Origin of the sequence: Paenarthrobacter sp. CCNWLY172 (assembly GCF_037402035.1) — a bacterium.
GTDB lineage: Bacteria > Actinomycetota > Actinomycetes > Actinomycetales > Micrococcaceae > Arthrobacter.
In genome coordinates this window covers 58,624-73,544 of sequence record NZ_JBBEGB010000012.1, presented here as the reverse complement: position 1 = coordinate 73,544, position 14,921 = coordinate 58,624, and the positions used below count along the sequence as shown (strand labels likewise).

Genomic DNA, 14,921 nt, shown 5'->3' with positions numbered 1-14,921 from the left:
TCAGGCGGGTTCGTGGTTTTGCGCCTCACGGGCAAGAGCGGTCAGCCGGGAGACAGCCCGGAAGTACTTCTTGGTGTAACCGCCGGTCATCATCTCTTCGGTAAAGAGTTTGTCGAAGGGGACGCCGCTGGCCAGGATGGGCACATCTTTGTCATAAAGCCTGTCCGCCAGCACTACGAAGCGAAGGGCTACTGCCTGCTCCGTGATGGTTTCGACGTCGCTCCACACCACGGCTTCAACGCCGGAGATGAGTTGACGGTAACGGCTGGGGTGAACCGCAGCCAGGTGATTGACCAGCGTGCGGAAGTCATCCACCGCCACGGTCCTGCCGGCGAATTCGGCCTTCATACGGTGTTTGAGCTCTTCGGTCTTCAGCGGCGCCGGAGCAGCGGGCAATCCACGGTGCCGGAAGTCCTCGCCGTCGATCCTGACAACATCGAACTGGTCCGCGAGAACCTGGATCTCGCGTTGGAAATCGACGGCGGCAAAGCGGCCCTCGCCCAGCGAGCCGGGCAGGGTGTTGGACGTGGCCGCGAGCTTGACGCCGGCGTCGGCCAGTTCACGCATCAGGCGGGACATCAACACGGTATCGCCGGGGTCATCCAGTTCAAATTCGTCGATGCAGACCAGCTTGTAGCTGCTCAGCGCCTCCACGGTCTTGCGGAATGAAAGCGCACCCACCAGGTTGGTGTATTCAACGAACGTACCGAAGGCCTTGGGTCCGGGCGACCTGTGCCACAACGAGGCCAGGAGGTGGGTCTTGCCGACGCCAAAGCCGCCGTCAAGGTAGATTCCTGCTCTGGTGGCCGGCGCCTTCTTGGCGAAGAGCTTCTTGAACAAGCCGCCGTTGTCTTCGGATGCCACTCCGTCGGCGAAGGCCGAGAGGAGCTTCACGGCATTGGCCTGGCTCGGCTGCGAGGGGTCGGGACGGTAGCTGTCGAACGATACCTCTCCGAATCGCGGAGAGGGGTAGAAGCCCTTGAGGAGCTCCTCCACGGAGACTGCCGGCGTGCGGGCAGCCAGTTGTTCGATCTGTACCACGGTGGTCCGTTCCTTCGGTATTACGTCCCCAGCAAGAATACCGGCTTCCGGCGGCCCCGGCGGGACACGTGACCAAGCCCATGTTTCACCGTGTGACCGCAGGGAAGCATTCCTGCCGCCCCGTGGTTAGTGTTGGAAGCAGCCGGGCCGGCACCTGCACCACTCCCCACGGCCAGGCTTCCGTCCGTTGTCAGTGAAAGGCCATCACCATGTCCTACCCCGTTGAACAGAACGAAAAGTTCGCGTCGTACGCGAACCCCGAACGCCTTGTTTCCACCGAATGGCTCGCATCCGCGCTTGCCGACGGCGCTGTTGCCGACGGCAAACTGGTAGTGGTTGAGTCCGATGAGGACGTCCTCCTGTACGAGACCGGCCACATCCCGGGAGCCGTAAAGATCGACTGGCACACCGATTTGAACGATGAGGTCACCCGCGACTACGTCGACGGCGCTGCTTTCGCTGCCCTCGCATCATCAAAGGGAATCTCCCGCGACAGCACGGTTGTCATCTACGGCGACAAGTCCAACTGGTGGGCTGCCTACGCCCTCTGGGTTTTCACTCTCTTCGGCCACGAAGACGTCCGCCTCCTGGATGGCGGCCGCGACAAATGGATCGCCGAAGGCCGCGAACTGACCACCGAAACTTCACAGCCCGTAGTCGGCGACTACCCGGAAGTAGAGCGCAACGACGCTCCCATCCGCGCTTTCAAGGAAGATGTCCTCGCACACCTGGGAAACCCCCTGATCGACGTCCGCTCCCCCGAGGAATACACGGGACAGCGCACCCACATGCCTGCCTACCCCGAAGAGGGCGCACTCCGTGGCGGCCACATCCCTACGGCCGCATCCATTCCCTGGGCCCGGGCCGCTGCAGAGGACGGCACCTACCGCAGCCGCGAAGAACTCGAAGCCCTGTACCTGGGTGAGGCCGGGCTGGCGGCCGGCGACGACGTCGTGGCCTACTGCCGGATCGGCGAACGCTCAAGCCACACCTGGTTTGCGCTCAAGTACCTGCTGGGCTTCGATACCGTGCGCAACTATGACGGCTCCTGGACAGAGTGGGGCAATGCCGTTCGTGTTCCCATCGTCAAGGGTGCAGAGCGCGGTTCCGTTCCAGCCGCCTTCGCACGCAACTAGTCGTCGCGTGAATCCGCCACCGTCCGGAGGCCCGTAGTGTTGCGGCATACAGAGCGCAATCGCCGCGGTTGTGCGTAAGCTGGAAGAGATGAGTACGTACACTTTGCCCACCGCGCTGGCGGAAATCGTCGATGACTTCCAGGCACTGACGGAGCCTGACCGTCTGCAGCTCCTGCTTGAGTTCTCCAGGGGCCTTCCGGAGCTTCCAGAGCGCCTGAAGGACCACCCTGAGTTGCTGGAGCAGGTTGTGGAATGCCAGTCCCCGCTGTTCCTCACGATCGAGTCGGAGAAGAATCCTGACGGTGCCCGCAAGTACCGGCTCTTCTTCAAGGCTCCCCAGGAGGCGCCGACCACCCGCGGCTTCGCCGGTGTCCTGCACGAGGGACTCGACGGACTTACCGCCGAAGAGATCCTTGCTGTTCCGGACGACATGCCCGAACTGCTGGGCCTGACGCGGGCCATTACTCCCCTGCGTATGCGGGGAATGACGGCCATGCTCGGCCGCATCAAGCGCAAAGTTGCAGCCGCCAGCCGGCTGGAGCACTGAGCCCGCCAGGACACCGAAAGGCGCCACCAGACGGTATGGCCAAGAAAATGGCTTCACAGGGAACGCCGGCTACTGCAGCTCTTGCTGCGGCCGGCGTTTCTTTTGTGCTTCACCCGTACGCCCATGATCCAGCCGCGCCCAGCTACGGCATGGAAGCCGCGGAGGTCCTGGGCATCGAGCCGGAGAGGGTCTTCAAGACACTCATGGTGGAGGTCGAAGGCCGCCTGGCGGTAGCCGTTGTCCCTGTGTCCGGAAACCTGGACCTGAAGTCGGTTGCGGCGGCGTTGGGAGCGAAGAAAGCGGCCATGGCCGATCCCAAGGCCGCTGAGCGCCGCACCGGTTACGTGCTGGGCGGGATATCGCCCGTGGGACAGCGCCAGCCCTCCCCCACGGTCCTGGACGAATCAGCGCTGGGCTTTGACGCCATCCTGGTCTCCGGTGGCCGCCGCGGACTGGACATCGAACTCGCTCCCGCGGACCTCATCCGGTTGACACAGGCCGCCGTTGCGGCCATCGGCACCTCTCCGCCAGCTGATACCAGGCGTCGGCCTTAGCCAGTCTGGCCAGAAGCGCCAGTCAGTCCTGCACCACCCACTGAGCCTGCACCATCCTCCGGACCTGCAGCCACCGGCTGTCCCGGGTTGTTCCGTGGAGCCAATTCCCGCTGCAGCCATGCGTGCACTACGCGTTCCCACCGTTCCGGGTCCACGTTCCATTCCTTGGTGTGCCGCGCCCCGTTGAAGGGCTCAAAGGTCACCATTTCCGGGTTCTTCTCGGCGAGGCTGGCGGACGGGCCGAACGGAACGTAGTCGTCGTCGACGCTGTGGATCAACAGCGTGGGGGTCCGCAGCTCAATGGCGCGGGCTTCCCAATCCATGGCCTTGAGGTCAACGGGAGCCGCGAGGCCGGTCAGCCTGCGCCCCAGCGGATGACCCAGCATCAACTGCCCATAACGCCCCACGGTGTAGGGAATCCTGTTCATTTGGGCATGGTGGGCCATGACATTGACCCAGTTGATGACGGGGGCATCCAGCACCAAGGCCCGGATGAGGTGGCGGTGCCTGGAGAGATCGGCTGTCTGCAGGCTGATCGCTCCGCCCATGGACCACCCGAACAGCACGACCTCCCCGGCCCCATGCTCCAAGGCGTAATCAATGGCAGCCTCCACGTCCCGCCATTCAGTGGATCCCAGGCCGTAGCGCCCATCGAGGGCTGAAGGGGCCAGGCCGTCGTTGCGGTAGGAGATGAGCAGGCTGTCCAGCCCCAGGCTCCGCGCCGTACGCACAGCCCGGAGGCCCTCAAGCCGCGTGGCGCCACGCCCGTGCACCATAATTGCCCAGACCGGCGCTGCCGCGGAAGCATCAGCGCGGATCAACCATGCCGGCGCCAGCCCGCCGTCGACCTTTATCTCCACATCCTCGGCCGCAAGGCCGATCGACGCCGGGTCCGGGTAGGTAGCGCCGCTCCACCAGCCACGGCGGGCCTCTGCCAGATTGCCACTGTAGACCTCTTCAACCTCGCGGAGGACAGTCTGCTCGGCCGGGGAGTAGGACACGATCCGGCCAATCCGCGCGTGTCCTTGACCGCCGGCGAAGAAGAGGCTGAACACGCCGTCGATGGTGGTGTCCGGGGTAGCCGCGAGGATGACCTGGAGCCCCTTGTCGTCCCGGATGACTGCCAGGACCTCCTGGTCCTCATGGCGGGCCGCCGGGGTGATGACGCGCCGTGCAAAGTAGACGGCGAGCGCAGAGGACCCGGCGCCGAGCAGGCCTGCGAGGGTGCCGCCCGCGAGGAAGCCGCCTATGGCCCATTTGGTACGGAGGGACATTTTGTTCTCTGCAGCGTCGCCCGCTGACCCGTGTGTCGATGCCATGCCTCCATTGTTGCCGCTTCCTGGCCACGCCGGGTGCAGGTGCGGGCCGCGCGGCGCACCTGCACCCTGATTCGGTACCAAAGCCTGCGGACTCAGGTTATGCGGGACTACGCTGTAGCCATGAGTGATCCCATAGTCATCTTGACTGAAGAGCCCCTTGGCCCCGACGACCGCGTTAACATCGCCAAACTGGTGGATGGCAGCGACGCGCCCCTTGTTGTCCTGGTTCCCGCCAACACCGAGCGACATCTCCTGGTGGACTTCCTGGAGAATCTTTCGTTGCTGGAGATCGCCAAGGCGTTCCGCGAACTTACAGCGCAGTCACCGGATCCGGCGGCGGAGCGTGCTGAAGCGTCGGAGACGTTGTCGGCCTCCCTGGCGGCGTTGGCCGGTTTGGGTGGCGGCGTCACGGGTGAAGTCGTCGACGGCGGTGCCGTGGCCGGCTTGGTGTCCAAAGTGCGTGCGCTCGATGCAGCGCAGGCCGTAGTGGTCACGCGCCCCCATGCCATCGCCGATACGTTCCACACCGACTGGGCCAACAAAGCGCAGGATCAATTGGGACTTCCTGTCCTCCATCTGTACGCGGGTTCGGGATTTATCGGCGACTCGTGAGCGTTGCACAAGACATGAACACTCCTGAGAACACCAGCAAGACAACTTCTGCGCCTGCGGAGAAAACTGATGCCCAGTGGCGCGAGGAGTTGACCCCCGAGGAATACCGCGTTCTGCGGCAGGCGGGAACGGAGCGGCCGTACACCGGCGAGTACTGGGACACCCACACAGAGGGCGTCTATCAGTGTCGTGCTTGTGGCAGCCAGCTGTTTACCAGCAAGGAGAAGTTCGATTCCCATTGCGGCTGGCCGTCGTTCTGGGCTCCCTTGGCTGAAGGCACGGTCCGCTATCTTCATGACCGCACCATGGGCATGGACCGGGTGGAGGTCCGTTGCGCCACCTGTGATTCGCATTTGGGGCACGTCTTCGAGGGCGAGGGCTACGGCACCCCTACGGACCAGCGGTTCTGCATCAACTCCATCTCGCTCCGCCTGGTCAACCCGGAAGAGAGCTGACGGGTCCGGACGGGCCGGCCATGGGTTCGGTCCGTCCGGAGCTGTTGTCCTGCAGGAGTGCGGGGCGCTGGATCTCGAACTGTGCAGGAACACCCAAAGGGCAAGAGTTGCTTATCCTCGGGGCTTTTTTCAATTAGCAATGCTTTTCGCTTGCTACGCTCGGCCCAGAAGCAACCACTACTTCGGAAAGGGCCGAGCTCCATGACAACCATCGCCACCTCCACCCTCCCGCGTGTCACCGCTGACAACGCCGAGTGGACAACGCTGAAGGCCGCGGCCACAGCACTCCAAGCACACCAGGAACAGGACGGCTCCATCGCCGATCCCTCGGTCCACGGCGAGGCAACAACCCTCGTAGCAACGATCTGCGACGCCGTCACATCTTTGGCTCCCCTGTTCCCCCACGACGCCCGCTACCTGGAGTTGCTGGTGGAGGACTTTGGCCGGTGGGTACAGGGCGGCTTCGGCGTACCGGACTTCCTGGATTCCCTGCAGGCGTTCCAGCCCCAGGAACTGCGCGTTGACGGCCTCCAACACCTGGTGGTCTTCCCCATGTACACGCAGAACGGCAGCACCAACAGGCTGGTCGAAGCCGTATTGATCGAGGTCATCTGGCCTGAGTTCATTGGCGGGCTTGAAGCGGGCGAGTACTCCAACAAGCTGTTCGTCCCCATCCGCTTCATCGATTTCACTCCCGGGTACGACACCAACTCCGCGGTGCTCTTCCCCGAAACCGTTGCTGTGCGCGAGACTCCCACCTTCACCTGGGGCGCCATCTTCGCCGACCGTGAAGCCGCACGCTTCCGCCGCGTCCTCAAGGCAGCAGCAGCAACCACGTCTTTGGAACTTCCAGCAGATGCAGCCCAGTTGATCGAGGACCAGGAACTCACCCAGCGCACGTTCGTCATGTGGGACCTCATCCATGACCGCACCCACATGCGGGGTGATCTGCCTTTTGATCCGTTCATGATCAAGCAGCGCATGCCGTTCTTCCTCTACTCGTTGGAAGAGTTGCGATGCGATTTGACCGCCTTCCGCGAGTCAGTCCGCATCGAGAAGGATGAGAACGCCGATCCTGACGCCAGGAAGCACGCAAAACTTGTTCAGTACGCGGTGATTTTTGACCGGATCTTCCGCTTCGCGATCACCGGCAGCCGTGTCCGCAACTATGACGGACTTGGCGGTCAACTGCTGTTCGCGTGGATGCACCAGCACCACGTCCTTCACTGGACGGACAGCAAGCTCTCCATTGACTGGGAGGATGCTGCTGCAGTAGTGGTTGAACTCGGTGCCAGAATCGAAGAACTCTACTGGCGTTCCATTGACCGGCCGAAGGCCGCCCACTGGTTGGCTGCGTACGAACTCATTTCCGGCACGGTGACTGCCCACCCGGCGTCTGTGTGGGCCAAGGGACCGGATGCCCTGCCGCTGGACGGTCCTCCCCGCGGGCTCACCGACCAGGTCCTTGACGACGAGTTCCCGCTGTCCATGTTCTACGAAGCACTGGAGAAGAAGATGCGTCCCGTGATCGAATCCACTACGGGCATCACCGGCGCGACGGCGGCCTGATGCCCACACTGACCATCCTTGTGACCGGCGGCAGCAGCGCGTCCGGCATTGCTGCCGCGCGGGCTTTGGGGGCCGCCGGTCACCGGGTCTTCACTGTGGGCTCGGACGACGTTCGCATCCAGGAAGCGGCGAATGAAGCCGGCCATGGAGTGGTCCCCCTGGTGTGCGATCTCGCTTCGTATGAGGCTGTTCGCGACCTCGCGGACGGGCTCTCCGGCCACGGCGTTGAAAAGGTGGATGGAGTCATCCACTTGGTGGGCGGTTGGCGTGGTGCGAAAGGCATCGAAGACCAATCCGATGAGGATTGGGATGCCCTGGAACGGGGCGCGATCACTACCCTGCGCAACGTCTCCCGGGTGTTCTACAGCCAGCTCGAGGCATCCCCGCAGGGCCGGTTGGCGATGATCTCCTCCACCTCCGCGTCAGCCCCTACTGCCGCTGCCGCCAGTTACGCCGCGGCAAAGGCTGCCGCTGAAGCCTGGACCCTTGCAGTGGCTGACGGGTTCCGCCGCGCGCAGGCGGACGGCCGGCCGGACAGCCAGCAGCAGCCAGAAGGCCAACACAGCGCAGCCGTCATCTTCGTGGTCAAAGCCCTGGTCGATTCCGCAATGCGTGCCGCGCATCCGGACAGGCGGTTCCCCGGCTATACGGACGTCGAGGACCTGGCGGCCGCCGTCGTCGGACTGTTCGAAGAACCGGCCGCAAACCTCAACGGCCAGCGCATCCTGCTGGCCAAATAGACTTGAAAGCGTGAATGAACAAGTGACGAGCACAACAGAGGCCATCCACCGCGCCAACAGCGCCAACACGATGGTTGGGAACAGCCAGCTCCATGACCCATCGGTTCGTGGATTTGCCTCCGATAACTACTCCGGCGTGCACCCGGAGATCCTCGCAGCACTGGCAACCGCCAATGGCGGGCACCAGGTCTCTTACGGCGAGGATGTGTACACCGCACGGCTGCAGGAGGTGCTGGAGCAGCAATTCGGGCCGGGCATCGAGACCTTCCCGGTCTTCAACGGCACCGGCGCCAACGTCCTTGCCCTGCAATCCCTCCTTCCCCGGTGGGGAGCGGTGATCTGTGCCTCCACCGCGCACATCAACATGGATGAGAACGGTGCACCTGAACGGGTGGGCGGGATCAAGCTCCTCCAGGTTCCCACCGAGGACGGCAAACTCACCCCCGAGCTGATTGATCGCGAAGCGTGGGGCTGGGGTGACGAGCACCGGGCCCAGCCTTTGGTGGTCTCCATAACCCAGACCACTGAACTGGGTACCTGCTACACCCCGGAAGAAGTGCGGGCCATCGCGGACCACGCCCATTCCAAGGGCATGAAGCTTCACATGGATGGCGCCAGGCTGGCGAACGCAGCCGCTCACCTTGATGTTCCCCTCCGGGCCTTCACGCGCGACGCCGGCGTGGACATCCTGTCCTTCGGCGGCACCAAGAACGGACTCCTTTTTGGCGAAGTCGTAGTGGCACTCAACCCGGAGGCGGCTGATGGCCTGAAGTTCCTTCGCAAGATGAACATGCAGCTCGCCTCGAAGATGCGCTTCATCTCTGCCCAGTTCATTGCCCTGCTGGAGGATGGACTGTGGTTGCGTTCGGCCGCCCACGCCAACGCCATGGCCTCCCGCCTGCGGACGGCCGTTGAAGCGATCGACGGCGTGGAGCCCACCCAGGCGACGCAGTCCAACGGCGTCTTCGCCATCCTCCCGGCCGGCGTTGCCGACCGCCTGCGCAAGAGCTTCGCCTTCTACGATTGGGACGCCGCCAGAGGTGAGGTCCGGTGGATGTGCTCCTTTGACACCACAGAGGAAGACATCGACGCCTTCGTTGCTGGCATCAAGCGGGAGCTGGCCTCCCGGTAACCCCGCGCATCCGGGGCGGCGAGCCTGCTGGGAATCGCCGCCCCGGAAGCATAACCTGCGAGGGTGAACGCCCTCGCACAGGTTCCCTCGGACTTTCTCCTCGCCTTGGGAACACTTCGAAAAGCCCAATGCCGCAGCGAATTGCGGCTTGATGAGATCCCTGCGCCCGCCCGGCTGGCCCCGTACGCGGTGGCTTTGGGTGCGGAAGTTTTCAGCCCCACTGCGGCTACGCGCCGCGTTCCCGTCCACGGGCCGGCGGCCAAGGCCTTCGCAGCGAGCCAGGCGAACACGCCGGCGAGCGAGGACGACGACGAACTGGCCACGGGCCGGTTCATCCTCCTCTACGATCCCGATGGTTCACCGGTGTGGGAAGGTGAATTCCGTATTGTCACCTACATCCGGGCCCAAATGGACGCTGAGATGGGCAACGACTCCATGCTGGGCTCCGTCGCCTGGACGTGGTTGGTGGACGCCCTGGAGAACCACGCAGCCCCGTATCGCGCGGCTGGCGGCACGGCAACAAGGATCCTTTCCGAGAGCTTTGGCACACTGGCCGAACGCCCGGACACCATAGACATTGAACTTCGCGCTTCATGGACCCCTGCCGGCGCTGACGTCCAGGCGCACTTGGAGGCCTGGTCTGACATGGTCTGTACTTTCGCCGGGCTTCCTCCCCTTCCGCCGGGCGTCACTGGACTTCCCAACAGGAGGCTGAATTGACCACTGTTGACACGTCGCCCACGGCGGCCAATACACGGTCAGCACCGCGTCCCGGCGAGAACCCGGCGTGAATCGGTAAGCTTAAGCCACCATGACCCCTGAAAATCTGGATAAAACCACAGCCGGCGATCCGGTTGCTGATCCCACCACCCACATCAAGGTAGACGGCTTTGACAGCCACGTCCCCGAAGTCATCGATCTCGATACGCCACGCGAAGGCGTCCCCCTGGTCATCGACACTCCGGCCGGACTTGAACGATGCGCCGCCGCCATCGCCGCCGGAACAGGACCGGCCGGCGTGGACGCAGAGCGCGCCTCCGGCTTCCGTTACGGCCAACGCGCCTTCCTGGTGCAGATCCGCCGCGATGGAGCGGGAACCTGGCTGATCGACCCCGAGCCTTTCGACAACCTGGACATCATCAACGAGGCTCTCCGAGGCGTCGAATGGATCCTGCATGCAGCCACCCAGGACCTTCCCTGCCTGTCCGAACTCGGCATGTGGCCCGACAAACTGTTCGACACCGAACTTGCCGCCCGCCTTGCCGGCCTTCCCCGCGTAGGCCTGGCGGCCGTCATCGAGCAACTCCTCGGATTCGGCCTGGCAAAAGAACATTCTGCAGCCGACTGGTCCACCCGCCCACTGCCCGAGCCTTGGCTCCGGTATGCAGCGCTCGACGTCGAAGTTCTTGCGGAATTGCGCGAAGAGCTCATCGAGTTGCTGGAGGCGGACGGCAAGCTGGAGTACGCCGAACAGGAATTCGCCGGCATCCTTGCCGCCGGTATTTCACCGCCCCGCGTCGATCCCTGGCGGAAAACGTCCGGGTTGCACCAGATCCGGGACCGCCGTCAGTTGGCAGCAGTCCGCGAACTCTGGCAGGAGCGCGATCAGCTGGCACGTAAACGCGATGTGGCGCCGGGGCGCCTGATTCCTGATTCGGCCTTGGTGGCAGCCGCGAAAGCCATGCCCACCACTGTCCCCCAACTACTGGCCACCAAGGGATTCCACGGCCGCTCTGCCCAACGGGAGGCACCGCGCTGGCTGCGATGCATCACCATCGCCCGCACCCTGACTGATCTTCCGCCCTTGCATCTGCCCACCAACGCTCCACCGCCGCCGCGGGTGTGGGTGGATCGCGACCCGGAGGCTGCAGCACGCCTGGCCACCGCCCGGCCCGCGCTGCAGGCCAAGGCTGACGAACTCAACCTGCCGGTGGAGAACCTGCTGACACCGGACTTCCTGAGGCGGATCACCTGGCGGCCACCGTCGGACATATCCCTGGAAACGGTATCTGCTGAATTGCGGGAGCTGGGTGCCCGCGAATGGCAGGTCTCCTTCGCCGCACCAATCCTCACCGACGCCTGCTTGAACCCCAAACCCCTGCCGGCCAAAGAATCCAAAACGAAGGACAGCCGGCAGGCACAGGAAACCCAACAGTCATCGGACTCCGCCTGAGTCTGTCCAGACTGCCAGGCCCGTCACCCGAACTACGGTTCGCGGCGGCGGGCCTTTCGCGTCTCCAGGGTCACTCGGCAGGAGGTCGACACACCTTGCACCGTAAGTTACCGGCGAGTAACATTGCGTTAATGCCAACCGGAGCACCCGCGACGCGGGCCGGCACCATGTCTCAACGAGGAGTTAATACATGAGTCCATCACGCAGTGCCCAAAGGAATGTCCGCGATGTCGTTTTCGTGGACGGAGTCCGCACCCCGTTCGGCAAAGCCGGCGACAAGGGAATCTACGCGGGCACCAGGGCCGATGACCTCGTGGTGAAGTGCATCCGCGAACTGATGCGGCGCAATCCGTCCCTGCCGGCAGACCGCGTGGACGAGGTAGCCATTGCCGCCACCACGCAGACCGGAGACCAGGGCCTCACCATCGGCCGCACCGCCGCGTTGCTGGCCGGCCTCCCGCGCACCGTTCCCGGCTTCGCCATCGACCGCATGTGCGCAGGCGCCATGACGGCGGTCACCACGACGGCGAGTGGCATCGGCTTTGGCGCCTACGACGTCGTCATCGCCGGCGGAGTGGAACATATGGGCAACCACCCCATGGGCGCCGGAGCCGACCCCAATCCGCGGTTCATGTCCGAGCGGCTGGTGGACCCGGCTGCCCTGAACATGGGCAACACGGCAGAAAACCTGCACGACCGGTTCCCGGCCATCACCAAGGACCGCACGGATGCCTATGCCGCTGCTTCGCAAGCCAAGCTCGCCGCAGCGTACTCCAACGAACAAATACAGCACGACCTCGTCCCCGTGGCCACCATGAAGCCGGGCCAGGGCTGGGCGCTCCACACCACGGACGAACCCCCTCGCCCCGGAACCACGGTGGCCGACCTCGCCGAACTTCGCACCCCTTTCCGTGCCCACGGCCGCGTCACTGCCGGAAACGCCGCTGGCCTGAATGACGGCGCGACGGCGGCCGTTCTCGCGTCGGCCGAAGCCGCCGAGGAGCTGGGACTCTCCGTCAAGATGCGCCTTGTCTCCTACGCCTTCGCGGGCGTCGAACCGGAGGTCATGGGCATTGGCCCCGTTCCGGCGACGGAAAAGGCGCTCAAGAACGCCGGACTGGGAATAGAAGACATCGGGCTCTTCGAGATCAATGAAGCCTTCGCGGTCCAGGTACTGAGCTTCCTGGACCACTTCGGCATCGCCGACAATGACCCCCGCGTCAACCGCTATGGCGGTGCGATCGCCGTCGGACATCCGCTTGCTTCCTCCGGCGTCCGCCTGATGAACCAGCTGGCCCGGCAATTCGAGGAGGATCCCACAGTGCGCTACGGCATCACCACTATGTGCATCGGCCTGGGCATGGGTGCAACAGTGATCTGGGAGAACCCGCACCACCCCGACTACGCTTCCTCCACCGCTGACACCGCCACCACCGAAGGAGCCGCCGCATGAGCGCCGCCGAATTCCAGAAGCTCGCCGCCCTCTTCCCTGACGAAGTGGTCACCCACTCCTACGTGCAGGACATTCAGCTGCCAGGTGGCGCAGGAACCTTCGCGCTGATCACCCTGGACAATGGCTTGGACCACTCCAAGCCCACCACGTTGGGCCCCAACACGCTGGTTGAACTGGGCGGGGTCCTGGACCAACTCAAGGAACGCGCTTCACGGGGTGACATCGTGGGTGTCGGTGTCACGGGCAAGCCGTACTTCCTGGTGGCCGGCGCCGACCTGTCGGCCGTCAAAACGCTCAAGGAGCGCGAGCACGGCCTCTGGATGGCACAGCTTGGCCACGCCGTCTACAGCACCCTGGCAAATCTTGGCGTGCCAAGCTTCGCCTTCATCAACGGCCTTGCCCTGGGCGGCGGACTCGAAATCGCCCTGCAGTCGACGTACCGGACCGTCTCCACCGGTGCCGGCGCCTTGGCCCTCCCCGAAGCGTTCATCGGCCTCGTGCCGGGGTGGGGTGGCGTCTATATCCTGCCGCGCCTCATCGGTCCCGAGAACGCCGTCAAGGTGATGATCGAGAATCCCCTGAGCAACAACCGGACACTCACCGGACCGCAGGCATTCGAGCTGGGGGTGGCCGACGCCATCTTCGAGCCTGCCGACTTCGTGGAACAGTCGCTCGCATGGGCGGCAAAGGTTATTTCAGGCGACGTCACACCTGAGCGGAAGAACTCCGTAGATGCCGCGGACGACGCAGTCGCTGGGCGGTGGGCAGCCGCAGTCACCGCTGGACGGGCTTTTGTGGAGTCCAAGACCTCCAATGCCTCCCCTGCCCCGGCAAAGGTCCTGGACGTCATGGAAGCCAACCGCACCATGACACAGGCGGAATCGGCAGAGCTCGAGTGTGAGACCCTCGCAGGGCTCATGCAAACGGACGAGTTCCGCTCCACTGTGTACGCTTTCCTGGACCTTGTCCAGAAGCGCTCAAAGCGTCCTGCAGGGGCCCCTGACCGCAAGCTTGCCCGCCCGGTCACCAAGGTCGGCGTGGTAGGCGCAGGGCTCATGGCAAGCCAGCTGGCCTTGCTGTTCGCCCGCCAGCTGAAAGTCCCTGTAGTGATGACCGACATCGATCAGGCGAGGGTGGACAAGGGCGTTGCTTACGTCCATGCCGAAGTGGACAAGATGCTGGCCAAGAAGCGGATCAAGCCCGACGCCGCCAACAGGACCAAGGCGCTCATTACGGGTTCCGTCTCCAAGGAAGCCTTCGCCGACGCCGACTTCGTCATCGAGGCCGTTTTCGAAGAACTGCACATCAAGAAGCAGGTCTTCGCGGAGGTTGAAGCAATTGTTTCTCCCGAATGCATCCTGGCCACCAACACGTCTTCGCTGTCTGTCACTGCCATGGCCGAGGACCTGAAGCACCCGGAACGCCTGGTGGGCTTCCACTTCTTCAACCCGGTAGCTGTCATGCCCCTCCTGGAGATTGTGCGGGCACCCAAGACGGACGACGCCGTGCTGGCCACCGCCTTCGAACTCGCCAAGGGTCTCAAGAAGACCGCGGTGCTGGTCAAGGATGCCGCAGCCTTTGTGGTCAACCGCATCCTGCTCCGCCTCATGGGTGAAGTCATCGCAGCGTTCGACGAAGGAACACCTGCCGACGTCGCTGACAACGCCCTGCGTCCCATGGGGCTGCCGATGTCGCCGTTCACCCTGGCTGCCATGGTTGGCCTGCCGGTCGCCCAGCATGTGCAGGAGTCCCTGCACACAGCGTTCGGCGACCGGTTCCCCGTCTCGCAGAACCTGCAGAAGCTCATCGACAACGGAGTAAAGTCACTATGGGTCCCAGGCCCCGATGGGACTCCTGTTATCCCGGATGAGACTTTGGCCATTATGTCCTTCGGCGACACCCCGTCCACCGGCGAGGACGTCCTTCGACGCACGCAGGATGCCCTGGCCGAGGAAATCGGGCTCATGCTCGCCGAGGGCGTGGTCTCCGGACCGGAAGACATCGACCTTTGCGTCATCTTGGGCGCCGGCTGGCCGATGTTCCTCGGAGGCATCACACCGTACCTGGATCGCGTGGGCGCTTCGGAGCGGGTCAACGGCAAGAGGTTCCTCGCCCCCGGCGTTGCATCAGCCCCTGCCTGATCCGTCCCTCTCTCACATCCCGGGCCCTTAAACCGATCGCTCTCTCACA

14 protein-coding genes are annotated in these 14,921 nt (G+C 64.0%); 12 read left to right on the top strand and 2 right to left on the bottom strand.

Going from position 1 to position 14,921, the window contains the following annotated elements:
• Positions 1-1,041 carry a cell division protein ZapE gene (gene zapE, locus WBN73_RS17655; protein WP_207597194.1) on the bottom strand — a complete coding sequence of 347 codons (1,041 nt, stop codon included), beginning with the start codon at positions 1,039-1,041 and terminating at the stop codon, positions 1-3.
• Positions 1,042-1,250: 209 nt separating this feature from the next.
• Between zapE and WBN73_RS17650 the strand changes: the two genes are divergently transcribed.
• The 3 genes from WBN73_RS17650 (at position 1,251) to ybaK (ending at position 3,278) form a co-directional block, all read left to right on the top strand.
• Positions 1,251-2,177, top strand: coding sequence for a sulfurtransferase (locus WBN73_RS17650; protein ID WP_207597193.1), 927 nt, complete (start codon positions 1,251-1,253; stop codon positions 2,175-2,177).
• An 88-nt stretch (positions 2,178-2,265) separates the two neighbouring features.
• Positions 2,266-2,724: a SufE family protein gene (locus tag WBN73_RS17645; RefSeq protein WP_198318399.1), complete on the top strand. Its 459-nt coding sequence runs from the start codon at positions 2,266-2,268 to the stop codon at positions 2,722-2,724.
• A 35-nt stretch (positions 2,725-2,759) separates the two neighbouring features.
• On the top strand, positions 2,760-3,278 hold the full coding sequence (gene ybaK / locus WBN73_RS17640; RefSeq protein WP_207597192.1) for a Cys-tRNA(Pro) deacylase: 519 nt from the start codon (positions 2,760-2,762) through the stop codon (positions 3,276-3,278).
• Here ybaK and WBN73_RS17635 read toward each other — a convergent pair.
• A complete protein-coding gene (locus WBN73_RS17635) occupies positions 3,275-4,597 on the bottom strand; it encodes an alpha/beta hydrolase family protein (protein WP_242703578.1) in 1,323 nt (440 codons plus the stop codon). The two genes, ybaK and WBN73_RS17635, sit on opposite strands and share 4 nt — an antisense overlap.
• Positions 4,598-4,717: 120 nt before the next feature.
• Here WBN73_RS17635 and WBN73_RS17630 point away from each other — a divergent pair, with 120 nt between their 5' ends.
• From WBN73_RS17630 to WBN73_RS17590, 9 genes are all read left to right on the top strand, one after another.
• Positions 4,718-5,209, top strand: a complete 492-nt coding sequence (locus WBN73_RS17630; protein WP_280627761.1) for a hypothetical protein — start codon at positions 4,718-4,720, stop codon at positions 5,207-5,209.
• A gap of 14 nt (positions 5,210-5,223) precedes the next feature.
• Complete coding sequence (gene msrB, locus WBN73_RS17625) at positions 5,224-5,664, top strand: peptide-methionine (R)-S-oxide reductase MsrB (RefSeq protein WP_207597536.1); 441 nt, start codon at positions 5,224-5,226, stop codon at positions 5,662-5,664.
• 201 nt (positions 5,665-5,865) lie between these two features.
• Entirely contained in the window at positions 5,866-7,233 is a 1,368-nt protein-coding gene (locus WBN73_RS17620; protein WP_207597190.1) for a DUF6421 family protein, read from the top strand.
• On the top strand, positions 7,233-7,973 hold the full coding sequence (locus WBN73_RS17615; RefSeq protein WP_337340925.1) for an SDR family NAD(P)-dependent oxidoreductase: 741 nt from the start codon (positions 7,233-7,235) through the stop codon (positions 7,971-7,973). The genes WBN73_RS17620 and WBN73_RS17615 overlap by 1 nt, the downstream gene beginning before the upstream one ends.
• Positions 7,974-8,043: 70 nt before the next feature.
• Positions 8,044-9,105 (top strand): threonine aldolase family protein, encoded by a 1,062-nt coding sequence (locus tag WBN73_RS17610; RefSeq protein ID WP_207597535.1) that lies wholly within the window; start codon positions 8,044-8,046, stop codon positions 9,103-9,105.
• 63 nt (positions 9,106-9,168) lie between these two features.
• Positions 9,169-9,825: a DUF3000 domain-containing protein gene (locus tag WBN73_RS17605; RefSeq protein WP_337340926.1), complete on the top strand. Its 657-nt coding sequence runs from the start codon at positions 9,169-9,171 to the stop codon at positions 9,823-9,825.
• A 91-nt stretch (positions 9,826-9,916) separates the two neighbouring features.
• A complete protein-coding gene (locus tag WBN73_RS17600) occupies positions 9,917-11,278 on the top strand; it encodes an HRDC domain-containing protein (RefSeq protein WP_207597187.1) in 1,362 nt (453 codons plus the stop codon).
• Positions 11,279-11,468: 190 nt separating this feature from the next.
• Positions 11,469-12,731, top strand: a complete 1,263-nt coding sequence (locus WBN73_RS17595) for a thiolase family protein (protein WP_337340927.1) — start codon at positions 11,469-11,471, stop codon at positions 12,729-12,731.
• Complete coding sequence (locus WBN73_RS17590; protein WP_337340928.1) at positions 12,728-14,872, top strand: 3-hydroxyacyl-CoA dehydrogenase NAD-binding domain-containing protein; 2,145 nt, start codon at positions 12,728-12,730, stop codon at positions 14,870-14,872. Before WBN73_RS17595 ends, WBN73_RS17590 begins: the two co-directional genes overlap by 4 nt.
• Positions 14,873-14,921: the final 49 nt, after the last annotated feature.